Genomic DNA, 26,496 nt, shown 5'->3' with positions numbered 1-26,496 from the left:
GCGAGAAACCAATCACCCCTGGTTATTCCGAGCTATTTTCTTTCAGCTAAATAACTACAAGCAATCGCCATACTACTCGCCTTTTTACTAAAAGTCAATATTAGTTTTGATTAAATTATGCTAAAAGACAGCTTAGCAAAAAAGCAGACAATCAACACTAGGATGACTGCCTGCTTTCGCTTAATGGAAGATTTTACTTTCATGAGAAATCTTGGTCAACTTCGCCATTTTTGGTTGTAGAATTGGATACGCCCATGTTCCAACCACTCCAAATAAGATAATGATAAATATCATGATTACTATATCCATCCGAGCATTTGGCCAATAAATTCCGCCAGCACTTTCCCTCAGCAGATTTACTGCATGGGTGAAGGGCAGCCACGGATTGACTGCTTGGAAAAATTTACCGGATACTTGAATTGGGTAATTTCCGCCGCCACCAGAGATGGACAGCACTAGTATGATAATCGCGATCCCCTTGCCCACTGTACCAAACAAGGCAACTAGGACATAAACCATCATAGTAAAGGCAATTACGACTAATAGAGCAAATAACACACTCCAGGCTGGATTTTTCACGTAAACTCCCAACAAGAAGTAGTTCCCTAAACTAACTACCAAGGCTTGGGCAATTCCCATAGTCATATAAGTTAACAAACGAGCACTAAATTGTTCACGTTTTGTATATTTGCCGCGATCCTTTTTGTCCAAGTAAAAGTCAGTGGTAGTTACACTGGAGAATAAAACTGCTCCTACCCATAAACAGAGGGCCGTATAAAATGGTGCACTGGCCGAGCCATTGTTGGCAATTGGATACATCGTATTCGTCTGCAAATCCACTGGTTCAGCAAAGAAATTACTTTCCTTTTGCGCATCCAGCTTCAACAGCTTGATAACTTCGCCAAAATCAATTGTTTGATCTCCTTGGTTAATTGCTGCTGCCGCCTTTTGAATCCCACTGCGAATAGATGGCCAATCATTTTGGATCAGGTCAGTAGCCATAGTCAACGCCGATTCCACCGCAGGCATCTTCTCATTGACAATGTTTAGTCCTTGATTAATATCATTTTTGACACCAGGCCAATCATTTTGCATAAAGTTTGCAGCCTGATTCAAACGCTGCTCAACTACCGGCAGTTCATTGTTGTACAAGCTAGCACCTGTGTTAATCCCATTCACAATTGTATCCATGTGACCATTTAATAAAATATTGGCATCATGAACTTCTTGACCAATCGCCGGCATTTGTTGTTGATACTTTTCTAAAATTGGAATTGCGTTGGCAACTGTCTGCTGCGTATTGTTTAACAAAGAAACAAAATCAATTTGCTGTGCTTGATTCAATACTCCCTGAGCAGTTGTGATTGTGCTGATTACTTTGTCTAAGACATCTGTAATGGTTTTGGAAGCTTGACTTACATCAATTTGCCCAACTAGGTTAGCGATATTGGTTGAGACCTGCCTAATCTGATCTAGATAAGCAATTGCTTGAGCTGGTGAACCATTTTGTACTAGATTGTTCAAATTACCTAGACGATTACTCAAATCCCCCAAACTATTTTTTACATCTCCTAATTGAGTGATCATAGTTGCTAACGCTTGGCTGGCATCAGGCAAATTATTTTTATCAGCGTAGTCCTTTAGTTGGTTTAAAAAGCCGACTAAATTATCAATTGCATTTTGTTGGCTCGTAATATTCGTTTGAAAATCTTGAATCAACGAAGCAATGTGCTGCTTTTCATCCGGTGTCAATTGTTCTTTATTCAGCAGCTCTTGAAGGTTGGCTACCAACGAATCAGTTGCGGTTGCCACTTGTCCAATCGAACTCAAAGTCGCGCTGGCACTGCTGGCAATACTTGGTACAGCCCCCTTCAATTGTTCCGCTCCATTTTTGGTAGTGGCGGCTAAATCATCGGCCTGATTACCTAGCTTTTGTACATCAGGTAAAATTTGTTGCACCTGTTGAATGATTTGCAGTCCTTGTTTTGCTTCATTGATTCCATCTGTTAAAGTTTGTTGGATCGAAGCAAAATCAGAATCCACCGTTGCCAATTGCTGCCCGGCTTGTTGAATCTCTGGAATTTTTTGCTGCAAGGTTAAAATGACACTGGCCTGCTGCTTTAGCTCTGGAAATTTTTGATTCAGAGCAACCAATTTTTGACCTAGATCATCGATTTGCGGCAAATAGCTTTTCATTTGATTCGCTTGGGCCAGCTTTTGCTTAAGCTCTGGCAGTTTACCTTGGACCGCGACAATTTCTTGGGTGTATTGATCGATATCGTCCAAATTGTCGTTGGTTTTAAGAATGAGGTCTTTAACTTTATTGATGCTGACAAGATTTTCATCAATATTGTAGCCTATCTCATTAAATACTGATAACAGGGTTGAACTGGCTGTTTTGATAAACTCATCTGTGATTTCTTGTTGGATCGAGCTAGCACCTTTGTCTGTGATTTTAGGTGCAATCGCGTTGATCTTTTGATTCAAATAGTACTCGATCTTTGGTTTTTTGATTTCACCAGACGTAAAACTTAACAGATCTGCGGAAAACTCCTTAGGCAGGTAAATCCCAGCATAATATTTACCAGATTTTACCCCTTCAACAACTTGCTCTTTAGAGTCAACAAATTGCCAGCCTAACTGCTTATTTTTGTGTAAATTATCAATTACTTGATCGCCAATCTCGATATCCTTGCCTTGAAAAGATGCACCAGCATCTGCACTGTACACTGCAATAGGCAGTTCCCCAGTATTAGAATAGGGGTCCCACAAAGCTTTTATATTAAACCAAGCATATAACGATGGAATAATCATTAAAGCAATCATCAGTAAGATTGCGATTGGATTTTTGGCAATTCTTTTCCAATCGAGGGCGTATAATTGAAAAGTATGTTTAATTGATTGGAATAGTTTCATTTGATTTCACCCACTAGTTTTATTTTTCGACTGACTTACTTTAGCATGGAAATTTGCCTGATTTCAATCATCTAAACCCTGTGAAATCAACTTTTACGACAGTTGTGACAATCTGTCATAATTGTATCCCTTTCCAAAAAAACAAATCTAAAGAAAAGTTTAACGTCCTAAATTTTTGGCTGCCACAAATTTTTCCAGTAGCATCTCTGCTTGTGCTTCGATTTGTTCTTGGTCGCCAGCTTTCGCCGACAAGCGCGTAGTTGGTGTAGTCTCCAAATCCATTAAGCGAATAGGAACGGCTTTTCCATTTATCACTTCAAGTGTGATTTCTGGATGGATCAACGTTTCCCCACAAAGCCCTGGCACAAGATAAGCCATTTGATAGCCTTCTTCAACTGGTCTTACTCGATAGTAGCCATCCTTAATAAATTCTTTTTCTGCCGTATAATTGGCTAAGACCTTCTCCCATTTTTTTTGATCCATTTTATGCTTCCTCTCTCTCCACAATGAATTTACCAGCTGTCGGATGACCTTCCAGTGCTTCATGTGCTTCAATGACACTTTCCAGCGTAAATGGATATTTCTTAGCAATTGTAATCTGCAGGTCTGCTTCTTCATATAAGTGATTAAAAGCTTCTAAAGCTTCTAGGTCTGAGTAATCTTTTGAGGGTGCAAAATGCAGATAATTTCCTGGTTTTGACTGATCTTGCGGCAGATCGTTTAAAACGACATAATTACCAGCCGGTTTCATTGCTTTCAAGCCCGATTCAGCTGTGCGGCTCCCTTTTGTGGCGTCAATTACAGTGTCCGCCTGATTCTTAAACAATTCACCGACATCTTCTTGATCATAAGCCGCAAACTCATCAGCTCCGAATGTTCGTACCATCTCTTCGTTTTTCTTTGAGGCCGTAGCAAAAACTGTTTTCCCTTGATACTTCAATAAGCGGACTAACAAGGAGCCCACCGCTCCAGAAGCACCTTGAACTAAAATGGTTTCCCCGATTTTATCACCTAATAAATGAGTAACTAAATTGTAGGTCGTTAACCAAGGAGTAACTGCACCCGCAGCTTCAGCCCAACTGATTGCTGGTGACTTCTTCGCTGCCTTTTTGCCAGGAATTACAAGTTCTTCACCATAGGTGCCGCCAACTGCATGTACGATGACTCTATCACCAACTGCTAAATGATTCACCTGAGTTCCTACTTCTGTTACGATTCCAGTACCATCATTACCTAAAACGTAAGGAAATTTTAGTGACCGAAAGCTGCTCATCTTGCCTTGGCGCAGTGAAATGTCATAAGGATTTACACCAAAAGCAACAATTTTTACTCGAACATGGGTTTCATCAACTTCTCTTGGCAGGGCGTCGATTTCGGTCAAGACTTCTCTGGCCGGACCATAGTCTTTCATCGCAAAGCGTTTCATTTCTCTCATCCTTTCTACTAAAAAAGCGGCTAGGTTCAAACGAAACCTAGCCGCATACCTATATTAACAATAATACAAAATGGACAACTTTGAAACTATCTAGCCTTAATCCAACTCCACTTTACCAGTGTAAAGTTGGTAATACATACCATGTTCTTCCAGCAAGCTGTCATGGTCCCCACGTTCGATAATCCGTCCATGATCCATTACCATTATCACGTCTGAATTTTGAATGGTTGAAAGGCGGTGAGCAATAACAAATACGGTTCGGCCTTCCATCAAACGGTCCATTCCGGTTTGTACAATACTTTCCGTTCTAGTATCAATACTAGAGGTTGCTTCATCCATAATCATTACTGGTGGATCAGCTATGGCAGCCCGGGCAATTGCTAATAGTTGCCGCTGTCCTTGTGACAAACCATCACCATCCCCCGTAATTACCGTGTCGTATTTTTCTGGTAAATGCTGGATAAACATATCTGCATTGGATAGTTTGGCAGCTTGATAGACTTCTTCATCCGTCGCATCTAAACGTCCATAACGAATATTTTCTTTAATCGATCCAGTGAACAAGTGGGTATCCTGCAAGACGATTCCTAATGAATGACGCAAGGAATTCTTCTTGATTTTCTTCACATTAATACCATCATAACGAATCTTGCCATCTTGGATATCGTAGAAACGATTAATCAAGTTGGTAATCGTCGTCTTACCCGCACCGGTGGCTCCAACAAAAGCCACTTTTTGGCCTGGTTCGGCGTAAAGATTAATATCGTGAAGGACCATATGATTAGTGTCATAACCGAAATTGACATCTTCAAATCGAACATCTCCTGTCAGACGGGTGTAGGTAGTTGTTCCATCTTCATGAGGATGCTTCCAAGCCCATAGTCCTGTTCGCTGATTGGTTTCAATAAATTGGCCGTTTTCTTCTTTGACATTGACTAGCGTAACATACCCATCGTCCACTTCTGGCTCTTCATCCAATAATTGAAAAATACGATCGGCACCTGCTAAAGCCATAATAACAAAGTTAATCTGTTGTGAAATTTGACTGATTGGTCCGTTCAATGAACGACTCAGCTGCAGGAAGGACGCAATCATCCCAACTGTCAACGCCGAAACACCATAAACTGCAAACAAACCTCCGACTATCGCAACTAATACATATTGAATGTTAAGCAGGTTCATCATAATTGGCATTAGCATATTGGCTGTCCCATTGGCTTTAGCAGCACTTTGGCGCAGTTCTTCGTTGATTGCATCAAATTCTTGAATTGCTTTTTTCTCATGGTTAAAGACCTTCACGACTTTTTGCCCATGCATCATTTCTTCAACATAGCCATTCACTTTCCCCAAGTCCCGTTGCTGATTGCCAAAATAGCGACCGCTTCGTTTAGAAATAAAACGCAGCATCACAAACATCAAAGAAACTGAGAACACTACAAACAACGTTAACGGTACACTAATCGAAAACATTGCAATAAATACTGAAATGAAGGTTACAAATGCCATCAGCAGGTTAGGAATACTTTGCGAAATCATTTGACGCAAAGTGTCGGTATCATTGGTAAAGTGACTCATAATATCACCATCAGAGTTAGCATCAAAATAACGCAATGGCAAGCTTTCCAGGTGTGTAAACATATTGTCTCGGATCGTCCTTTGCGTTCCTTCAGAAACCTTAACCATGACTAGATTATAGAAAAGTGTTCCAGCGATACCAACTACATAAATAGCAGCCATCGTCAAAATTGCTCGCAATAATCCGCTAAAATCTGGATTTGCTTGCCCCATCATAGGAGTAATATAATCATCAATAACAACTTGCAGAAACAGGGATCCGCGAACATTGGCAAAGGCGCTTAATAAAATAGCAATAAATACGACAAAAAGCTGAAATTTGTATTTGCTCATCATAATACTCAAAAGACGCTTCAAGGTTTTAGCAGGATTGGATTTAGCAAATTTTCGATTATTCGGAATCATGATCACCAAATCCTTTCTGTTGAGAATTGAAGACTTCTTGATAAATCTGATTGCTGGCCAGCAATTCATCATGAGTACCTACACCGTTAACCTTACCATCATCTAAAACAATAATTCGATCGGCATCTTGAATTGAGCTGACTCGCTGAGAAATAATGAAAGTTGTCGTCCCAGGGATTGCCTGCTTTAGTCCATCACGGATGGCTCGATCAGTCTTAGTATCTACCGCACTAGTTGAATCATCCAAAATCAAAATTTTTGGTTTCTTCAATAAAGCACGAGCAATGGTTAAACGCTGTTTCTGTCCACCTGATACATTGTTCCCACCTTGTGAGATCATCGTGTCATATTTATCAGGAAACTCTTGGATAAATGGATCAGCTTGAGCAATTTTTGCAGCAGCCTGAATTTCTTCATCTGAAGCCTGCTCATTTCCCCATCGCAGGTTTTCGTTAATTGTTCCACTAAACAGTACATTATTTTGCAAAACCATTCCGACTTGATCCCGCAATACTTCCAAATCATAGTCGCGAACATCCTGTCCACCAACCATCACTTGACCATGGGTCACATCGTAAAGACGAGGGATCAACTGAACCAAACTAGATTTAGAACTCCCCGTACCACCAACAATTCCCACCATTTCACCTGAGCGAATTGTTAGATTGACGTTTTCTAAGACCAATTTATCCATATCATCTTGATAACTGAAGCAGACATCATCAAATACAACTGAACCGTCTAGTACTTCAGTTAATGGTGCATCGTTGTTTTTTAGGTCACTCTCTTCATCAATTACAGCGATAACACGTTCAGCTGATGTTCTGGCAATCATTAATTGAACAAAAGTCATAGACATCATCATCAAGCTCATTAGAATTTGCATTGTATAGTTGAACATACTTACCAATTCACCAGTAGTCAATGAACTCTGTTCAACAATTAGTTCCGCTCCCAGCCAAGAAATTAAAAGCATACAAGTGTAAATAGCAATTTGCATCACTGGCATATTGAAGGCAACAATTCGTTGAGCTTTAGCAAAGTTGTCATACACAGCTTGCGAAACTTCACCAAATTTTTCCTCTTCATGCTCTTCGCGGATGTATGATTTCACTACGCGAATACCTTGGAGATTTTCTTGCACCACGTTGTTCAAACGATCATACGTACGAAATACTTTCATAAAAATCGGGTAAGCAAAGTGAATAATTAGACCTAAGCCAATTCCCAATAAGGGAACAATAATTAAATAAATCATGGATAAACTACGATTGATATGAAAAGCCATCACTAAAGAAAAAATCAAAATCAAAGGGGACCGAACGAGGATACGAATAATCATTTGGTAAGCATTTTGAATATTGGTTACATCGGTTGTCATCCGCGTAATCAAACTTGAGCTGGAGAAACGATCAATGTTGGAAAAGGAAAAGCCTTGAACCTTCTCAAACAACCGATGTCGTAAATTCCTTGCAAACCCAGCAGATGCAATTGCAGCCGTACGACCTCCAAGTGTCCCCATAAATAGTGCAAATAGGGCACAGAGGAACAGCAGACCCCCGTAACGTAAGATTACAGACTGATCACTCTTTTGAATTCCTTGATCAATCAAACCAGCCATAATCAATGGCATTATGACATCCATCAGTACTTCTCCCATCGTAAATAAAGGAGTCAGTAGACTGTCTTTTTTATATTCGCCGACATTTGCCAGCAGCTTTTTCAGCATATATTCACGTCCTTTCACTTCACTACCAGTATATGGGTTTCTGGCAAGTATTCATAATAATAAACTCTCTCACTCCATAGAAAAAGAGAGGCACGCCTCCCTTTTTCTTTCTCGGTTATTAACGAATCTGTTTAATGATTGAATTAACGATTGAAAAATCAACCTCTGTTAAAAAATCATCCACAATCTGCAAATTAGTGTATGGATATTCTTTCAAGGTATAATTGGAAATTACTAGATCGTAAGTACTAAAGGCTTCCATCTTTTCCGGGGTTAATTGCAAAATGGATTCATCATACACCGTGATCTCCACTCGGTAATAAAAACGGCTTTGAATTAATTCTGACAACATTTCTCCGTGCCGTCGACCAGAATCACTAATAATCATGATTTTGACCTTTGGCGATAAAACGTCCAAATAATGGGCCAACTGTCCCCATTCAGTAAACAGACAGCGCAAAACTAAAAAGTAAAACTGACTGAACCAGGGAAAATCCATTTCTCGTTCCAAATCAATTAACTGCTGCTGAACCATCTTTGCAAAGTGGGGGTAATAATGCTGAGCCGAACGGCTAAAAAAAGCTGCCTCGTTAAAGAGCATTGCCCGAGAGTATGGATAAATATAGTACCCCCGATAAATGCGCAGCATCTTTTGAGTAATATGCTTTTGATTCAGTTCCTCCAACGGAATTTTGAATGTTGAAACCAGTTGCTCCAGAAAGCTCTCAATTCCTGTACAAACTTTATCGTAGGTTTCCTTTTTGTTAGTAATGAAATAATCATAAAACAAGCTGTGAATTACTTCCTGATACCAGGTTCTAGTTACCACGTAATTAGAATTCTCTACTGTAGCCTCTGCAAGAGCGTACAACTCCTTCAGTTTAGCCAACGTATCCTCATCGGGTTCTTTAATCGTTTGATTGGTCATCATCAGCCCCTGCGAACAACGAATGATAATAATTGACAGCAAAAAGCTATACTCCATTGTATCGCGATCATTCATCATGATATCAAAGGCTTGGCTGGAACGGCGAACAAAAGTAATCACCTTTTCTTTTTCCAAATCAAAAGGCCATTCACTCAATCCGTATTTTTCAAGAAATAAGTGAACATAAAAAATGCGAACCCAGCGTTCATCATCAGCGGTGATTCGAAAAGGCTTACGTTCTAGACGCAGACCTCTCTTCTCCATCACATCATCAATCTGACGAACCATGCGATAGAAGGTTGCTTCACTGATGTACAATTCATTAATCCAATAATCAGCATCCTCATTTGGACGGAAAAATACCCGCTCCAAAAATTGAAAGCTTTCGGACTCCTCCATGATGTCAGCAGCTAACGGACGGATTTTATTATGTAAGCTGTCATCCAATCGTATTCCTTTAGTTCTGGAATATTCAATGCCGATTTTATCTTGCCAGTCATGATTAATTGCCTCTATATCAGAAAGAATTGTTTTAGTAGAACAATCCAGCAAATCAGCCAGCAGTTGAGGGTCTTGCCAATCAAAGAAATCCCTTAATATTCCAATAATCGATAATCGGCGTTGAATCGTCGTTTTTAATAGGTGCTTCACGGGAAGCCCTCCTCTGCTAATCATTACATTGATCTGTTTTTCACATCTTAACTAACACTTATAATCGAAATAGCCCATGGTTATTATACCCTGATATAACTATTTTTTTCTCGTATAAGCCATCAAGTAAATTCATAAAACAAATATTTTAAAATCAAATAATGGTTAAACAATCTTTTCTAATTGATTCATCACTAAAACGCTAAAAACAAGAGAGTGATTCATAAATCCCAAGATTTACTATTTCACTCTCTGATTCTAAATTAATCTGGCAGCAAACAAAAAGCGGTTTTACTACGAATGATAACAATTCTTTAAATGTCTATTTCCATTTTAAGATCTGGTAATCCTTCCTCTATCATAAACAGCTTTTTTTTAGAAACGCGAGAGTATCTAACACATAAGACTAACAGAAAGATAGTCCAACTGTCTACCTAATCGCAGGTATATTTTTTTAGTAAATAGAAAAATTTATGTATAACTTGACTGCGCAGCAACGATTGACGAAGTTAGTTCAATTCCTACACTCACACGTAACGCTTCATCTACTGATTTCATCATTCCTTTATCCAGATGACAAACCTTTTCTTTTAATCGTGACTTGTCAATGGTCCGAATCTGTTCAAGCAATATTACTGAATCCCTTTCAATACCTGTCTTATTGGCATTTATTCCAATGTGAGTCGGCAGTTTAGGCTTAGCCATTTTAGCTGTAATTGCTGCAACGATGATTGTTGGACTAAAATGGTTACCCAAGTTATTTTGGATAACTAAAACCGGACGGACACCGCCTTGTTCTGACCCAATGACTGGAGACAAATCCGCAAAATAAATATCACCACGCTTAACCATGACACTCCTCCTACTCCTTATAAATTCGCGGCACTCTTTCTGAAATCATACAAGCTACTTCGTAATGGATTGTGTCCAAATGATCTGCCACTTCTTGCATTGTAATTTCCGCATTACCATTTTTTCCAATCAATGTCACTTGAGTCCCTACTTTATATTCCCGGGGCAAGCGAATCATTAACTGATCCATGCAAACACGACCGATGATTTCACAATGATTGCCTTCTACCAAAATGGAAAAACCTTGCATTTTTCTTAGCCAGCCATCTGCATACCCGATTGGAACGGTCCCTATCCATTCCTTTTCCGATGTGATATAGGTTTCCCCATAACCTATCCCTTCACCAGCTGCTAATTCTTTTACCTGAATCAGCTCTGAAACGAGCTCCAATGCAGGTATTAGCGGATATGTTTCTGGCAATGCATGTCCTGACGGGTTAAGACCGTACATCGCTACGCCATAACGAATCATATTCCCTGGAAACTCTTCATGCCACAATGCCGTCGCACTGTTGCTTGCATGAATGTAGCGCGGCTTTTCTTCCAGTACTTCCAGCATTTTTTTAAACCGCTGATTCTGCAATTTCCAGTATCGGGTATCCGATTCATCGGCAGTTGAAAAATGAGTGAACAGCCCCTCCCACAGCATATTAGGTGACTGCCGAATAAAATCAGCTGCCTCTTTCACCTCTGAAGGGGTCAAGAACCCAATTCGTCCCATACCCGTATCTGCTTTTATATGCAGTTTTAAAGGAATTTCCGAACCAATTTCATTCAGCATTTCCTGAGCTTCAATCAACCAATCTTTCGTAGCAACAGTGATAGATAAATCGTAATCCAGCACTAGTGACAAATAACTTGGAAAAACGACACTCAAAATAAGGATCGGCTCAACAATTCCGACTTCCCTAAGTTCAATCGCTTCGTCCAATGTAGCCACACAAAAACCAGTAGCTCCAGCTGCTAGTGCCGTCTGGGCTGTTGCTACAGCTCCATGTCCATATCCTTGCGCTTTCACAACAGCAAATAATTCAACACCTTCAGGCAGACGTTCTATTTCCCGCCTTATGTTTGTTTTGACTGCGTTTCTATGTACAAATGCTCTTGTAGGTCGATGGTACGTAACAACCACGTAAAAATCCTTCTTTCTTATTCTTCTAATAATACTTGAGCGATAGCCAGAGTATCTGTATGGGTTAAGGTAACCAAGACCTTGCCTTTATAGGGAGATTCAGCAAAATAGGGAGCTCCCGCATCATTGCGAAGTATCTCCAGCTCTTGAAAGCTTATTTCACCAATTCCGGTTCCCCAAGCCTTAGCAAAGGCTTCCTTACAAGCATACCGTCCTGCTAGAAATTCTACCTTGCGATGAGCAGAATGGCTAGTAAAAAGGGCTAGCTCCTTTTTAGTCAGTATCCGAGTTGCAAATTGCGGTTTCGTTTCGATGATTTTGGCCATCCGATTTATCTCAACTGCATCGATACCGATTCCTTTGATCATGCCTTCATCCTTTCCTTGTATCACTACTATTTTACCAAAGTCTTCATCAAAATCTATTTATTTTTTTAAAAGAACAAAGAAAAAAGATAAACCGAACTCTGTTTATTGCTATTACTGACATACACTGATCTACAATTATACATCAATAACAGCTTGAAAGCCAAATTAGGACTTTTTTTGTAACAACTGACAATAATCATTTTTTAAATCTCTATTTCGATATTACAAAAATAATAGAATATAAATTGAGTATTTAATATTTTTTTGTGCTTTTTTCTCTATTATAATTGATCTTTCACTCATTTAATTTAACGCCACACCGCTTTCTACTCTTGGAATATGGTATTGAAAGTCTTTTACCTACATGCTAAAAAAAGAGCAATCTGAACTGAAAAGTCAGATTGCTCTTTCGTTAATTAGTCGTTCGAATTGGTACGAATGACAAAACCACGCTTCTTATCATTACGGTTGTTGGTCCGCTTTGTTCCACTGTAGTTTTTGTTTTTGTTTGAACGTTCCCGATCACGATCTTTGCGATAACCGCCTTCTTTATTGCGGTTGCGGTTGTTGCTATTGTTTCCACCACGTTTGCCGCCGCGGTTGAACCCGCCCTTTTTGTTTGAAGGTAATGGGCGTTCTGGAGTGATTTTTACTGGAGCAGCATCAGAAGGGTCTTTTGCGACTGTTTTCAAAAGTAAAGCAGCCATTTCCTCAGCGCTATAAGCTTCCAATAAATCTCTCGCAGCTTCCGTATACTTATCTAAGTTATCGGCACTGCCATCCAATTCTTCGTGAATTTGTTCAATTGCCGCACCCAATTGGCCTTTAAAGGCTTCTTTTTCGGTTGGCGGACGTAACGGTGTCATGCGTTTTTTAGTTAGATTTTCAATGACATGAAGATAGCCCATCTCGTTTGGTGTAACAAAAGTTACTGACATTCCGCCTTTACCAGCACGGCCTGTACGTCCAATACGGTGAACATAGCTTTCAGGATCTTGTGGAATATCGTAATTGTATACATGTGTTACGCCTGAAATATCTAATCCTCGGGCTGCAACGTCAGTAGCAACTAAAATATCTAGATCACCTTTTTTGAACGAACGCAATACGCTCATCCGTTTTTGCTGTGACAAATCGCCATGAATACCTTCCGCTTTATAGCCACGAGCTTCTAACCCACGAGCTAATTCATCTACACGACGTTTAGTACGACCGAAGACAATTGCTAAATCTGGCGTTTGAACATCGAACAAACGAGTCATAACATCGAATTTTTCAAAATCTTTTGCTCGAACATAGTATTGATCGATCAAATCAGCAGTCATTTCTTTTGCTTTGATCCGTACGTGTTCAGGGGTGTTCATAAATTTTACGCCAATTTTTTTAATTGCATCTGGCATAGTCGCAGAGAACAATAATGTTTGACGATTTTCAGGGACTTTGCTGATGATTTTTTCAATATCTTCTAAGAAGCCCATGTTCAGCATTTCATCAGCTTCATCTAAAACTAGTGTTTCAACTGTTTCAAGTTTCAGTGTGTGACGGTTGATATGATCCAGCATACGTCCTGGTGTCCCCACTACAATATGCGGACGGTCTTTCAAGCCGCGAATTTGGCGACCAATATCAGCACCCCCATAGACAGCTTGAACCCGGATTTTTTTATCACGTCCTAAACGGAACAATTCTTCTTGCGTTTGGATAGCTAATTCACGGGTAGGTGCAATAACCAGGCCTTGTAGAATTTGTTTCTTCGCATCAATCTTATTCAGCATTGGCAAGCCAAAAGCAGCTGTTTTACCTGTTCCTGTTTGTGCTTGTCCAATAACGTCTTTTCCTTCTAAAGCTAAAGGAATAGTTTGTTCCTGAATCGGAGTTGCTTCTTCAAAGCCGGCGCGTTCAATGGCTGCTAGTAGTTCTGGTGCTAACTGTAATTCTTTAAATTTCAAATGATATCCTCCTAGTATATGTTGACTTATGTCAGGTGGAGCGTGCAGGTTCTTGTATCTATCAATAATCCGCAACCGTCCCTTTTAGTTACCGTCTATTGTGATACCACCGAAAAACCGCTCCTTGAAGTCAGGCGGAAGGAACATCTCTCAAAAAAAAGCCCATTTTATGGGGCTTTCAATAATCTATTGGATGACTCATTCAATCATTACTTCATTTCTCGGCAACGGCTTATTATAGCACATGAAACTATTTTCTGCAAGTTTCAAATTCTATGCTTGCAGTGCTTCAATCACTTCAATTAATCCCATGCCGTTGCTGCCTTTTAAAACGATACTGTCATCTGGCAATAAATCTACTTTGATAGCTTCAATCAGTTTAGCTTTTTCTTCTTTGGAAAATGATTGAACTGATAGGCGCGGATACCGAGTGGCAATAACAGTTGCTAAGTTTCTCATTTGCTCACCATATAAATACACCACCGCAAACTCTTGATCGTTTAGGTGATCCACCATATTATGGTGTAAAAGGGCAGCATCCGGACCAAGCTCAAGCATATCTGCTAAGACAGCTAAACGGCGGCCATTCGTAGGCAATTTAGCAAAAGTATCCAACACTAAACTCATCGCTGTCGGATTAGCATTATAGACATCACTCAAAATATCTGCACCATTTCCTGCTTTCAACCACTGCGTGCGGTTTTGAGTTACTTCAACATACGTTAACCCTTGATAGATCTCTTCATCAGATAAACCGTACCAACGACCAATTGCTAAAGCGATAAGAGCATTTTTGACATTGTATTTTCCTGGCATAGGGATTTGATAAGCTTTGCCATCTACCGTGAATAACGTGGCTTCCCGTGATTCAGACATAATGGTTGCTGAAATATCCCCCATTTGAATGCCAAAAGTTTTTTGCTTTTGCGAAAGATTTTCTGTCCGCTCTGTTAATAACGGCTCATCCGCTGGAATCAACAGCAAACCGTCATCAATCAAACCTTTAGTGATTTCCAGTTTTGCTTCCGCTATTCCTGCTCGTGAACCCAGGTTTTCAATATGAGCTTCTCCGATGATAGTAATAGCCGCAACATCCGGCTCAGCGAGTTCCGAAAGAACCTTGATTTCTCCAGCGTGATCCATGCCCATTTCTAAAATCAGTTTTTCTGTTCCTTCTGGCATATGTAAAATTGTATAAGGCAGACCAATATCGTTGTTGTAATTTCCTTGTGTCTTGTAGGTTCTAAACTTCTGATGCAACACGGCCTCGGTCATATCTTTAGTTGTCGTTTTACCATTTGAACCTGTAATTGCAATAACATCGGGATTTTCTTCCAACAAATAATAGCTGGCTAATGCCTGAAAAGCCTTTAACGTATCTGGTACTTTGATAGCGATAATATTCTCTGGCGGTTGGACATTCTCATTACTCCAAAATGTTGCAACTGCACCATTCTCAATTGCTTTTTGAACAAACAAATGACCATCGGCATTGCCTTGTAATGGGACAAATAGATCGCCAGCTTTGATTTTACGCGAATCAAATTCAACCCCGGTGACCGTTACTTCTTCTGCACCTACTAATTCTCCTTGAACGGCTCTGTTAATGATCGTCGTTGTTAATTTCATGGTGTGTTCCTCCCATTCCTTGTCTAAAAAAAGAGTCTGGCCTTGTAGTAGCTCCAGACTCTTTCCTACTAAGCGGTAATAAAAACGTCTGTTTCTGTTTACCCATTGAATTGAATACTGTCAGCTTTCATTATACCCATTTTTACTCAAAAGCAGCTTGTTGTTTGTAACGGTTCAAGCCTAATTGAATCAATTCTTCAATTAGATCACCGTATTTCAAGCCCATATTTGCCCATAATAAAGGATACATACTGAATTCTGTGAAACCTGGCATCGTATTTAATTCGTTTAAGAATAATTCGTTTTTATTGGTCAAAAAGAAATCACAACGAGTTAAGCCTGCTCCGCCCAGCATGGTGAAAGCCAGCTTTGCATATTCTCTTGCTTTGTCGCTAACCTCTTCAGGTATTTCAGCTGGAATAGCCATTTTAATAGAATTATCGATGTATTTAGCGTTATAGTCGTAAAATGCTACTTCTTTGACTATTTCTCCAGGCAGTGTAGTTCGCACATCGGCATTCCCCAAAATTGCTACTTCAATTTCTCTTGCTTCGATTCCTTGCTCCACCACCGCTCGTGAATCATAGCGATAAGCTTCTTTTAACGCATTTTGCAGCTCTTCGCGATTTTCAGCCTTGGTGATTCCAACACTGGAGCCCATATTAGCGGGTTTAATGAACATTGGATAGAGCAGCATCCCTTCGCACTTGTCAAAAATCTGCTTAGGATTTTCTTTCCATTCATTTTTCAACACGGGTACATAAGGTACTTGTGGAATTCCCGCTGCCTGTAGGATGTATTTAGTCATGATTTTGTCCATAGCACTAGAGCTGGCCAATACACCAGCACCGACATAAGGCATATCCAATACTTCCAAGAAGCCTTGAATCGTTCCATCCTCTCCATTTGGACCATGCAGAACCGGAAAAACAATCGCGTCATCTTCTTTAATATCTCCGGGTGCAATTACTTTACCGGTAAAGCCTTCGACATCCGTTCCTGTTGGATCCCAAGTTAATCGCAATGTTTCATCTGTTTCAGGTGCTTCAGTCAACAATGGACCTTTTACCCACTGACCGGTTCTATCGATATAAACAAGCTGCACTTGATAGTAGTCAAAATAAACGGCTGAAATAACCGAAAAAGCCGATAAGATGGATACGTCATGTTCTGGACTTTTCCCACCATATAGTAAAATAATCTTCAAGTACTTATCCCCCATTACTTTTAAGATTCCCCCATATTTTAGCATAAAAAACAAAAAGCCGAAAAAAAAATTTACAAATGTTACAAAGCTTAAAGATTCTTATGGCTAAATAAGCTGAAGCAAAGCTTGGCGAAACTGCTCGCGATCTGCTTCAGTATAAGGTTTTGGACCTTTTGTACGTTGTTTCGACTGACGCATTTTGCCGCTGATATAACGTTGTCCCAAGAGTGCATCGATATTATTCATGGTATACTCCATCCCAGACTGATGCAAGACATGTGCAGCCTTGCTGAGAGTTAAAGAAGCCAACCCATAATCTTGAGTAATCAAAATATCTTTAGATTGAATTAATGACACAATTTTGTAATCTGCCGCATCCATGCCTCGATCTACATAAACGAATTTCACAAATTTAGGATACTCCTTGGTAGAGTAATGGTCAATACTAGTTACAATGACTACCTCTAATCCAAAGTGTTCAGCAATTTCAATCGTGGTATCTTTTACCGGAGAACCATCTCCGTCAATGATCAAACGCATGTTGTCCCACCTTTCCAATTATAGCTAACCAAATGATCATAAATATACTGGACCCATTTTTCACAGTGATCATTACTGCTCCCAAAGCCTTACTCCCCTGCTGTAGGTTAGGTAAAGAAAATAATTCATTCATTGGAAAATGATCATACCTTAAAATAAGCAGTAAGAAAACCATTAAGAGAAATTGATGTGTGATACTTCCTTTGTTTGAGGTTGCATATTTAGCGATAATCCTCTGTTCTGCCTCAATCGCATCTTGTTGATAATACCACTGATTTAACCAGCTGCTGGTGGTGCTGTGGAAAAAGGAAAGGACGCCAATTGCTAACGGAAAAACAGGAGAATAAAACAACGATATTAATCCCAAACTAAACCCCATTAATTGAGTATGCAAAGGATTATCCAAAAGTTTCCCGACCTTTCCCCCGAAAAGCATTGCACAGATTATTCCCAAAAAATACGGCAGGAATAAGTGCGTTGAAAGCGTCTGTTTCCCATACACAGCAGCCGTGTAGAAGGTGCCAAACAAGATTAGAAAATTTCCGCACATACCATTAAAAAAAGTCAGCATATTCACCCATAAAGGGAGGTGCCAGCTTCGCTTAGCAACCTTAACTCCATAAACAGATAGTAAAAAGATTAGACAGAATATCAGAATTGCTATATTTAAATAAACTTCCTTAAACAATATTCTGCCACTGCGTAAAAGAAAAATTGCAACAAAAAATAGACTAAACCAAATCAATTCCTTAGGTGAAAAAACATTTTTCGAAAGATCTTTAAAGTCTAGTTCGTAATGAGGAAAATGACGAATTGTATGATAAGCAAGTACAAAATATAACGTATAAAGCCCTGAAACAATCACTAACTGACCATTAATCGGCAGGCTCAACCCATAAAATAGTGGCAGCAGCAAAATTAGTCCCAATAAGTACGTTTTTCCACCTGTTACTTTTTCACCTTGTGCTTTCTCAAAATAATTAACACTGACATTGGCTGGTGGGAACAACGCAGCACTTAATCCTAAGCAAATACTGGCGAGAATGAAAATGGGCGTATATAGAGTACCTATTAAACTAAGTAACGAGCCGCATCCTCCCAATAACAGCGCCAAAATCAATAGTGTATATTTTTCAATCGAACGCTGAAGACTGCGAATAAGGAATATCCCCGTCATTCGGAAAGTATAAAATAATACGAAAGGCAGTACCGTAATGATATCGCGGCCGTCAATTAAATGAATATACAGTAAATATGGGACGAATATTATTGTATTGGATAAAATAAAAGGGGTCGCCTGTGCAAAACTTTGCCACACGATCTTTATCTTTCCCATCTAGATTCCTCTTTTCTTAATAAGCGATCACGGTTATCGCCTGCTGAAATTCTTGTTTCAAGTGTTCCATTCTATAAGCTTGAAAGGCCTCCTTATGGTTACGCAAAACGCCTCGTAGCTTCATCGGATTGTATTCCTCCACTAATTGATTCTTTAATACAAAATCTCTCGTTAAGCGCCACTCGTAATAGTAACCAAGGGGACGACAATGGTAGCGAGTTCCTTGAATCTGCTGTTCTTCAAACCGACGATGCGTATGGCCAAATACCACATCAGAAATATTACCATACTGATTCAACAATTGTCCTAAAGAAGCTGCACCTAAAAAGGCATTTAACTGGTTCCAAACTTGATATTTCCCCTCTAAACGTACGATAAACTGTTTTTGCGGGACAAAATGAGTCGCTAAAATCACCTGATAGTTTTCTTTTTCCAAATGCTTCAGTATGGGATCCAGCTGTTGTAAAATTCGCTGATTCACTGTGGGATCATCCCCAGAACGCATAATAACCCGATCGTACCAATACAAACGTTTCATTGAAGCTATTTTTTTCTGGTCCTGCAAATCAGAAAACTGATAATCATACCAGCCATTCAAACCCAGTAAAACGGTTGAATCATTTAACGGCAAGTACCGAAAATTCAAAAAATGGCTGTCAGGATAGTGTTCGATCATCTCTTCACCAACAATACTTCCCATTTCATGATTTCCCAAATTGAAAGTTGTCTCAAAACCTCTTTTGCGGAAATACTCATTAATCGATAATGTCTGTTTAATTTTATTAGCACTATCTCCAGCAAAGTGCAGCCGAGTAATATTTTTCTCCTGTAACGTCTCCAATAGAAGAGTCAATTCTGCTTCTTCAAAATGATTAATATCCGCATGAAGATCACTAATAATCGCCAGCTTTCCCATCCAATCATCTCCTTTAGTTTACTCCTAAATATAGAACCAAAAAATACCCAATTTATAAGATAGCCTGCGTAAAGATTATGCTATACTAAAGGTAGTAAGTAAAGGAGGATCGCCTATGGTTACCTATTCGCAGTTGAAAAAAGATTTGTTGCAAGCGCTCGATCTGCACATCGATATTTTGAAAGAAGTCGATGATATCTGTCCAGAACAGTTGCCAGGTTTTTTATTCATGATGCGCAGTTTAGGTTTCATGTTAGATCGAGCACCGAGAGTTTTGGCAGAGGAAGATTTGGAAGAACTGTACTATGTCATGTTCCAGTATTACAGCTTACTAACTGAGCTGAAGTACAATTTAACGTTAAATTTTCCATATGCTACCCTTCAAGGCGCTCCCTTGCTAGATTTAGTCCGTCAATTTCCTACTACTTTCGAAAAAGAAATGAAACAATGGTGGGAAGAAAAAACGGGGCTGGTAGTAGAAGAAACTAAGCAGACCATCGGAATCAAAGAATTTGAATATTAAAAACCTATGAAAAAGGATTCGCTTGCTCCATTAATCGGGTCCTTTTTCATAGGTTTTTAATAGGCATCTGAACTATTAGCGATAGTAACCAGTAGATAATAACATGATTTGCTGCTGGTAGTATTTTCATGAGTGGTTGATGGACGGACTACTTTCTTAAGCAATATTACGTTTAAACTATATCTGCTTTCGTTCCCTTTAAGTATAAGCATTCATTATATACTTGGTAAAACCTCAACCTGTAAAAGTTGCTGAAATCCAGTCTTTAATACCGTCACTGTTTTTCTCATGCCAAGGGATTACTTGTGGTCTGTCTGTACAAGTGATGAAAACTTACAATGATAAACATTTGCAAAACTTTTCTGCTTTGTCATGTTACTACTTTTTTATACAAACAACTTTACTGGTAACGTTCCAACAATTTTTTTTGATGGCTCTCCATAATATCTTCTAACGATATATTGTATTTGTCTGCCAGAATAAATAAATTATCCAACACATCCCCCAATTCCTCAGTTAAATTATCTAATTGTTCCTGATCCGTTGTCAGCCTCTCATCTGGACGATCTCGACCGATTTCAATGGTCCGAATGGCACGGGCAACTTCACCAACCTCTTCTGTTAAAAAATTAGCGCGAATAAAAGGTGGATACTGATACCAGCTGCGCTCCTTGTAAAATTCACTGATCCATTCTTGGTATTGATTAATATCCATTTTCTATCTCCATTCTGCTATACTGAGTAAAAAAGAAGCGAGGTCTTTTATGAATATAGCGGTATATTGTGGTGCTAGTGTTGGTAATGAACGAGTTTATAGTGAAAATGCTCGTACTTTAGGGACTTGGATTGCTGAAAATGGGCATCAACTGATTTATGGCGGTGGTAAAGCAGGTCTGATGGGTGTGCTTGCCAATACTGTCTTAGAAAATGGCGGCAATGTCATTGGCGTAATTCCTACTTTTCTGCAGGAACGCGAATTGGCCCATCCCCATTTAAATGAATTAATTGTCGTTGAAACCATGTCCCAGCGTAAAAACCAAATGATTGCAGCTGCCGATGTCTGCATCGCCTTACCTGGAGGCCCGGGTACTTTAGAAGAAATCAGCGAGGCTATTTCTTGGGCCCGAGTAGGACAAAATGATAGCCCATGTATTTTCTATGATACCAATGATTATTATCGTCCGCTACAAGACTTTTTTGACAAAATGGTAGCGACTGATTTTTTATCTATTGATGACCGCAGCAAAATGATGTTTGCTCATTCAATGCAGGAAATTGAGCAATTTATTACCGCTTATGAGCCCCCTCAAGTAAGGAAATATTAAGGATAAATAAAAGAGAGCTGGTCTTGGTTGATGATGAGAACAGCTCTTAAACAACTAAAATTCCTTTTTTTCATTATGTTGGAAGATACTTCTTCAATTTGTTTATACTATACCTTTGTCATTTTCAGAATTCCATAATACTTCTATTTGAAACATCGACATGTTCACACAGAATGAATGTTGACTGGTATTTTTTTTACTGATCTTCTCTCTTTCACAGACATTATATATCCGTTGAAAAACTATTTTGAGGTAACAAAAAAGTATCAGCAATAACTACCAATACTTTATTTGAGTATTCCTATTTTCTTTTTAGTAAACAACCAGGGTAAAATTGCACAACAGCTGAGTGCCCCAATAAAGCTCAGTCCAAAGTAAAGAAACAACAATAGAAAACTTGCCGATTTTTCAGCTAAAATCAGTGAACCAAAGGTGCTGACTAAGAACCAGTAAATAGTGTATATTCCTAACTGCTCATATCTTCCCACTAGCCATTTTTGTGTAAATAAATAGGTTAATGCAAAGAAAACCAACAGTCCACCATAGCCCAGCACAGCATACAAAGTCATGCTTCTCTTTAAAACCTCGATTAAACTACTAATAAGTACAGCACCTACAACAAAGAAAAAGTAACTCATTTGCTTTCTCATCATACCTACCTCTTTCTTTAGCCTGCTAACATTCCTAAAACTATTAGCAGTCCAGCTAACAACAGATTAACCGCAAAAGCATACTTATTCTTCATATTTAATCCATTACCAAAATGCATATCCTTTATTACAAAAAAACGAGGATCAGATGGAAAAAAGAAACCTGTTTGTCTTTTGTTTTGATATAAAGTCGGCACACTGGCTAAAGGATAAAGTAATAATAATAATCCGAATATAGAAATAAGCATGTTGATTCCTTCTTTCTTAGTGCTCTTCGATAAATTAGTAAAATGCTATAATGATTGAAAACAGTTAACATAAAAAAATCAGTTGCGTCATATCGGTCGCATGTTCTGTTTGCAAGATGCCAACGATAACAAGAAATGAATTTTAACTACTCAGGTTGAACGAATGTAAAAAACAAACGTCACCTTAGCCTATTAACGTAAGAATTTATTCTTTGTAATTGCTCTTTTAATCGGTTTATTTTCTGTTCCTTTCGCTTTTCTAAGTGTCATATCCATATCAAAAGAATCTTTATGAAACAAGCAAATTACTCAGCTGACTCATCTAGTAAGGTTACAATATCTCGTTTGATTAAACTTTGCATACTTTCTTTATATTTCGATAATTCCAGCTACTCCATTTTATTTATTACCAAAGGTTTTAAGTCTGGACGAACGTTTAGCAATTCTCTCAGATAGGGAATACACTGACGAACCGTAATAGAATTTTCATCATCCAAAATAGTTAATATTTCGAGCAAGTGTCCATCCAACTGTTGCTGTTTGTCCCACTGTACCGTCTTCATCAATAATTTAAAGCATCTAGCACGATTGCAGGAATTTCGTCCCTTTAGCCCTTTTAAGTAAAGCGGCCAATACTGATACATTTCATTGCTTTCGTTGCAGCGTATCTCCAATTTTTTAAATCGCTGCAGGGAATCCTTTGTGTCCTTTGCAGCTAGGATCTCTTCAATTTCTTTTTTCACCATACCTCACCCCTGCCTTTCATTTTATCTCTGTCGGAAGTTCTTTAAAAGAGTAAACAAAAAACAGTTTCTCCACGAGTTGAAGTCTCTGCTTTTACACGTTGGATTTATTTTTGAGAGCCAGAACAAGCAAAATAATTCCGACCATTACTACCGCTGCCAGAGTTATCCAGCAGTAAGGTGCCGGGATCAAAAGATTCAAAAGTATTGCTGCAAACATTAAGTATAGTATTGTTTGATCTTTCATTCTTCCTGCCTCATTCCTATATACTAAGGAAAGAATAACAAAAAGAAGTCATTTGCAGTCATAAATGTCCGAAACGGTCGAAAAATGATCTTAAACGAACCTTCTTCCACTTTTCGTCAATCAGAAAGTCATTTAATCTATTTTTCAAATTCTTTCAGGTGCTACCTCAAATTTAGCTCTCACAAGCACTTACTGTCTTCCCTGAAGCTCCTTTTTCATTCTTTCTGAGAATCCTAAAAATAGATCAACTGGTACCAATGCTAAACCAAACGATTCAGGATCTTCATCTCCCAAGAGTACAAAGCCATCTCCTTTTTTTATATTAAAAATATCCTGGGCCTCTTTTGGGATGGCAATTTGTCCTCGTTCTTGAACTTCCACTACTCCAAACATATGCTTGCCCTTGGGTGCAATCTTAGTTAGAGAATCCTCTTCATTGAAACGCATTAAATCATCCACTGTAACATCGTATAGATTCGCCAATGCCATCGTATTCACTAAATCGGGCATCGAATCCCCAGATTCCCATTTAGCCATTGCCTGACGAGTGACACCAATTTTTCCAGCTGCCTCCTCCAGAGTATAATTGTACTGCATTCGCAAAAAACGCAAATTTTTCTGAATCGTAATTTTCTTCTGATTTCTCATGCTTTTCAAACCTCCTGCCTTTATTCTAGCAGAAACGACAATCAGCTAGTACAGCAAATACACATTGTTTATTTTAGTCACCTCCGCGTAATAAAAAACCAGATACCAACTACTTCTTTCTAGCTGAAAGAGCATTGATACCTGGAACTTTTTATTAACCTAATTCTGGAAACAATAGATGTAAGACATTTAGTGTTAAACGACGGCCTTTTCCAGCATAAGGATAAATATGCATGTGCATGGCTGGATTGAAGTTTGCTTCAATAATCCCATAATCCCCTTTATCCTCAAAAGGTTTATCCTTATCTGGGATGATCAAATCAATCCCGCTTATTTCAGCTCCCAAGGCTTCCACAGCAGCAATTGCTATTTCTTTATAGCTTTCGTGCATTTCATCGGTGATATCAATGGAGTCGCCTCCGGTAGAAATATTGGAATTCTCTCTTAAAAAGACTTGTTGCTGAGAAGCAGGTACACTATCGATAGTAAAACCTTGTTCTTTGAGCATGAGTTTTTCCAATTCACTCAACTGGATTAATTCTAACGGCGAACGATGATGAGTACCGCGCAAGGGATCTTGATTTTTCTCATCAACTAATTGCTTAATCGTTTTATTTCCATCGCCTACTACATTAGCCGGAATTCGCAACAGCACTGCTTTTACTTGATGATCAATCACGAAGAAACGATACTCAGTTCCTTCCATAAACTCTTCTATCAGAACTGAATTGTCTTCCTTAAAAGCAATTTTTAAACCAGCTATATAATCCTCTAATGAAGCACCTTCTTTAAAGATAGTGATGCCTAATCCATAGTTAGTAGACTTAGGCTTGATAACAAACGATTGCTGAGCGTAGCGCGGATAAGCCTTTCGAGCCTTCTCAATTGAAGTAAAGGTTTCTCCTAAGGGAACTCTAAAACCTGCCTGCTCCAATACCATTTTAGTCACTGTCTTATTTTCCATTAACAAAGGTGAAATATAGGTATCTTTGCTGGTCATATTGGCATTCTTCACATATTCTTTATGATCATCGTGCTTTAATAAAACGAATTGGTCACTGCGGTCCATTACATTAAATTCTAATCCCATTTGAATAGCGTCAAACAATAAATTCTGTGTAGATAATTCCATCTCCGCAAAACCTGCTAGTTGGTAAGAGCGTGCATAAGCTTCTTCATAGTATCGTTGACCTAATTCTCTGCCTAGTGCTGCTTGTCCCTCTGCTTCATCAGCCTTCAACAAACGAGCAGCCAGCGTCAGCTCTGGTTGTTCTAACCATTCTTGATAGTTGCTTATGAGATCATTTACAGGAAGCTCTAGCTCCTCAACCATCTGCTGCATTTTGACAAATAACTGCCTGCCTTCTTCTAAATGAGCAGTTTGCTCATAAGGATGCTCTAACGATACCTCATCATTTAGTTGATTTCCTTGCTCCACCCATTCATCTGCTGGCATCTGCTCATCTGTCCACAATAAATACAGCATAAACAAATGAATAAATTCAATCGCTTCTTTATTAATTCCTACACGTTCGAAAGGGTTTAAATCAATGTTGCGTAATTCAACGTAACGGATTCCTGTATGGAACAAATCAGCTACTTTTTTTCCCCCACGCATGCGAATAGGCGCATAAAATTCTTTTTCTTCAGAAAGTCTTCCTTGTGCAACATTTTCAGCCAAGTCTTCACTGTAGCGATCCAACGAAGCATAAGATACCTTCACATTCGGCTTGTTTACATAGCCGAATGGGCTAGTTCGAATACTGCGAACAGGTTCATTAGGACGATCTTCATCGACAAAATAACCTGTTTCACTAATTGGTGTTGCACCAAACAAATAAGTCAACAACCAGCGATAACGCAAAAAGTTACGAGCAATTTTCATATACAGTTCCGTTTTAAAGGCTTCAATACAGGTGAATTCTGTTTGTACTTGAAACAATTCTTTTACCAAATCTAACCCATATTCAAAGTTGAAATGAATGCCGCTAACCATTTGCTTGCGTTTACCATATTCGCGAGCTAAGAAACGACGATATAATACATCCTCATGTCGTTCCAGTTTAGCAATCACAATGTCTTCTTCTTTCTCAGGTAAAACGGGTGGCATGGATAGTGGCCACATCATTTCATTTTCTGGCATACTCCGCTGAGCAACATCATGAATAGCTGTTAAAGTAGCCAATACTTCGTCGGCTGAATCACTAACTGGTGTAATTAATTCTAACTGCGTTTCAGAAAAATCTGTTTGAATATACGGATGAAAACTTCGATTACCTAAATTTTTTGGATGATCAGTTTTAGCTAGTTGGCCCTGCAGGTCAACCCGTTGATTTTCTTTCTCTATTCCAAATCGTGCTTGCAACAACCACGGTTTTACTTTTTCTTGGCGCATCATTTCTTTGATTTCCATTTATGCAGGCCTCCTCATCACGCCTATTATATAGAATTATTGACTGAAAAAGAATGGAAATGCTTAAATTTATTTTTTCAAGATGAAACTATGGTTCATTCCGGACACTTTTGAATCAAGCGGATCACTAC

Annotated in this window: 24 protein-coding genes; 2 read left to right on the top strand and 22 right to left on the bottom strand. The window is 39.0% G+C overall.

Annotated elements, in window-relative coordinates; all coding sequences use genetic code 11:
* Positions 1 to 180 precede the first annotated feature (180 nt).
* The 15 genes from IGI46_RS06090 to IGI46_RS06020 all read right to left on the bottom strand — a co-directional run bounded on the left by IGI46_RS06090 (position 181) and on the right by IGI46_RS06020 (position 19,568).
* Positions 181 to 2,916 (bottom strand): YhgE/Pip family protein, encoded by a 2,736-nt coding sequence (locus IGI46_RS06090; protein WP_429962467.1) that lies wholly within the window; start codon positions 2,914 to 2,916, stop codon positions 181 to 183.
* 159 nt (positions 2,917 to 3,075) lie between these two features.
* Entirely contained in the window at positions 3,076 to 3,399 is a 324-nt protein-coding gene (locus IGI46_RS06085) for a hypothetical protein (RefSeq protein WP_207703895.1), read from the bottom strand.
* Between the two features lies 1 nt (position 3,400).
* Positions 3,401 to 4,342, bottom strand: a complete 942-nt coding sequence (locus tag IGI46_RS06080) for an NADP-dependent oxidoreductase (protein WP_429962466.1) — start codon at positions 4,340 to 4,342, stop codon at positions 3,401 to 3,403.
* Between the two features lie 105 nt (positions 4,343 to 4,447).
* The gene (locus tag IGI46_RS06075; protein WP_429962465.1) at positions 4,448 to 6,331 is read right to left on the bottom strand and encodes an ABC transporter ATP-binding protein; all 1,884 of its coding nucleotides are present in this window, start codon (positions 6,329 to 6,331) and stop codon (positions 4,448 to 4,450) included.
* Positions 6,318 to 8,060 carry an ABC transporter ATP-binding protein gene (locus IGI46_RS06070; protein ID WP_429962464.1) on the bottom strand — a complete coding sequence of 581 codons (1,743 nt, stop codon included), beginning with the start codon at positions 8,058 to 8,060 and terminating at the stop codon, positions 6,318 to 6,320. Before IGI46_RS06070 ends, IGI46_RS06075 begins: the two co-directional genes overlap by 14 nt.
* 118 nt (positions 8,061 to 8,178) lie before the next feature.
* Positions 8,179 to 9,639 carry a helix-turn-helix domain-containing protein gene (locus tag IGI46_RS06065; protein ID WP_207703891.1) on the bottom strand — a complete coding sequence of 487 codons (1,461 nt, stop codon included), beginning with the start codon at positions 9,637 to 9,639 and terminating at the stop codon, positions 8,179 to 8,181.
* A 471-nt stretch (positions 9,640 to 10,110) separates the two neighbouring features.
* Complete coding sequence (locus IGI46_RS06060) at positions 10,111 to 10,491, bottom strand: type II toxin-antitoxin system PemK/MazF family toxin (RefSeq protein WP_207703890.1); 381 nt, start codon at positions 10,489 to 10,491, stop codon at positions 10,111 to 10,113.
* A gap of 10 nt (positions 10,492 to 10,501) precedes the next feature.
* Positions 10,502 to 11,623, bottom strand: coding sequence for an alanine racemase (gene alr, locus IGI46_RS06055; protein ID WP_429962463.1), 1,122 nt, complete (start codon positions 11,621 to 11,623; stop codon positions 10,502 to 10,504).
* 17 nt (positions 11,624 to 11,640) lie between these two features.
* Positions 11,641 to 11,991 carry a holo-ACP synthase gene (acpS, locus tag IGI46_RS06050; protein WP_429962462.1) on the bottom strand — a complete coding sequence of 117 codons (351 nt, stop codon included), beginning with the start codon at positions 11,989 to 11,991 and terminating at the stop codon, positions 11,641 to 11,643.
* 416 nt (positions 11,992 to 12,407) lie between these two features.
* Complete coding sequence (cshA, locus tag IGI46_RS06045) at positions 12,408 to 13,940, bottom strand: degradosome RNA helicase CshA (protein ID WP_429962461.1); 1,533 nt, start codon at positions 13,938 to 13,940, stop codon at positions 12,408 to 12,410.
* Between the two features lie 273 nt (positions 13,941 to 14,213).
* The gene (locus tag IGI46_RS06040) at positions 14,214 to 15,569 is read right to left on the bottom strand and encodes a UDP-N-acetylmuramoyl-tripeptide--D-alanyl-D-alanine ligase (protein WP_429962460.1); all 1,356 of its coding nucleotides are present in this window, start codon (positions 15,567 to 15,569) and stop codon (positions 14,214 to 14,216) included.
* A 142-nt stretch (positions 15,570 to 15,711) separates the two neighbouring features.
* Entirely contained in the window at positions 15,712 to 16,776 is a 1,065-nt protein-coding gene (locus IGI46_RS06035) for a D-alanine--D-alanine ligase (protein ID WP_429962459.1), read from the bottom strand.
* A gap of 105 nt (positions 16,777 to 16,881) precedes the next feature.
* Positions 16,882 to 17,316 (bottom strand): YaiI/YqxD family protein, encoded by a 435-nt coding sequence (locus IGI46_RS06030; protein ID WP_207703885.1) that lies wholly within the window; start codon positions 17,314 to 17,316, stop codon positions 16,882 to 16,884.
* Positions 17,300 to 18,652, bottom strand: a complete 1,353-nt coding sequence (locus IGI46_RS06025; protein WP_429962458.1) for a hypothetical protein — start codon at positions 18,650 to 18,652, stop codon at positions 17,300 to 17,302. Before IGI46_RS06025 ends, IGI46_RS06030 begins: the two co-directional genes overlap by 17 nt.
* Before the next feature lie 16 nt (positions 18,653 to 18,668).
* Entirely contained in the window at positions 18,669 to 19,568 is a 900-nt protein-coding gene (locus IGI46_RS06020; protein WP_429962457.1) for a metallophosphoesterase, read from the bottom strand.
* Positions 19,569 to 19,683: 115 nt separating this feature from the next.
* On the opposite strand from IGI46_RS06020, the gene IGI46_RS06015 reads away from it, so the two are divergent.
* Positions 19,684 to 20,091, top strand: a complete 408-nt coding sequence (locus IGI46_RS06015) for a hypothetical protein (RefSeq protein ID WP_207703882.1) — start codon at positions 19,684 to 19,686, stop codon at positions 20,089 to 20,091.
* Between the two features lie 400 nt (positions 20,092 to 20,491).
* Here IGI46_RS06015 and IGI46_RS06010 read toward each other — a convergent pair whose 3' ends face one another.
* Positions 20,492 to 20,806: a MazG nucleotide pyrophosphohydrolase domain-containing protein gene (locus tag IGI46_RS06010; RefSeq protein ID WP_429962455.1), complete on the bottom strand. Its 315-nt coding sequence runs from the start codon at positions 20,804 to 20,806 to the stop codon at positions 20,492 to 20,494.
* A gap of 49 nt (positions 20,807 to 20,855) precedes the next feature.
* On the opposite strand from IGI46_RS06010, the gene IGI46_RS06005 reads away from it, so the two are divergent.
* The gene (locus tag IGI46_RS06005; RefSeq protein ID WP_429962454.1) at positions 20,856 to 21,416 is read left to right on the top strand and encodes a TIGR00730 family Rossman fold protein; all 561 of its coding nucleotides are present in this window, start codon (positions 20,856 to 20,858) and stop codon (positions 21,414 to 21,416) included.
* 287 nt (positions 21,417 to 21,703) lie between these two features.
* Here IGI46_RS06005 and IGI46_RS06000 read toward each other — a convergent pair whose 3' ends face one another.
* The 6 genes from IGI46_RS06000 to gshAB form a co-directional block, all read right to left on the bottom strand.
* Entirely contained in the window at positions 21,704 to 22,066 is a 363-nt protein-coding gene (locus tag IGI46_RS06000) for a hypothetical protein (RefSeq protein ID WP_429962453.1), read from the bottom strand.
* A 17-nt stretch (positions 22,067 to 22,083) separates the two neighbouring features.
* Complete coding sequence (locus IGI46_RS05995) at positions 22,084 to 22,314, bottom strand: hypothetical protein (RefSeq protein WP_429962452.1); 231 nt, start codon at positions 22,312 to 22,314, stop codon at positions 22,084 to 22,086.
* A gap of 389 nt (positions 22,315 to 22,703) precedes the next feature.
* A complete protein-coding gene (locus IGI46_RS05990; RefSeq protein ID WP_429973123.1) occupies positions 22,704 to 23,057 on the bottom strand; it encodes a hypothetical protein in 354 nt (117 codons plus the stop codon).
* A 94-nt stretch (positions 23,058 to 23,151) separates the two neighbouring features.
* On the bottom strand, positions 23,152 to 23,304 hold the full coding sequence (locus tag IGI46_RS05985) for a hypothetical protein (protein ID WP_429962450.1): 153 nt from the start codon (positions 23,302 to 23,304) through the stop codon (positions 23,152 to 23,154).
* Between the two features lie 189 nt (positions 23,305 to 23,493).
* Positions 23,494 to 23,952: a helix-turn-helix domain-containing protein gene (locus IGI46_RS05980; RefSeq protein WP_429962449.1), complete on the bottom strand. Its 459-nt coding sequence runs from the start codon at positions 23,950 to 23,952 to the stop codon at positions 23,494 to 23,496.
* Between the two features lie 154 nt (positions 23,953 to 24,106).
* A complete protein-coding gene (gshAB, locus tag IGI46_RS05975; RefSeq protein WP_429962448.1) occupies positions 24,107 to 26,365 on the bottom strand; it encodes a bifunctional glutamate--cysteine ligase GshA/glutathione synthetase GshB in 2,259 nt (752 codons plus the stop codon).
* Positions 26,366 to 26,496: the final 131 nt, after the last annotated feature.

The sequence above is a fragment of the Enterococcus sp. AZ163 genome (genome assembly GCF_050498925.1).
Taxonomy (GTDB): Bacteria; Bacillota; Bacilli; order Lactobacillales; family Enterococcaceae; genus Enterococcus_A; species Enterococcus_A ferrettii.
This window is presented reverse-complemented; position numbering and strand designations above follow the sequence as displayed.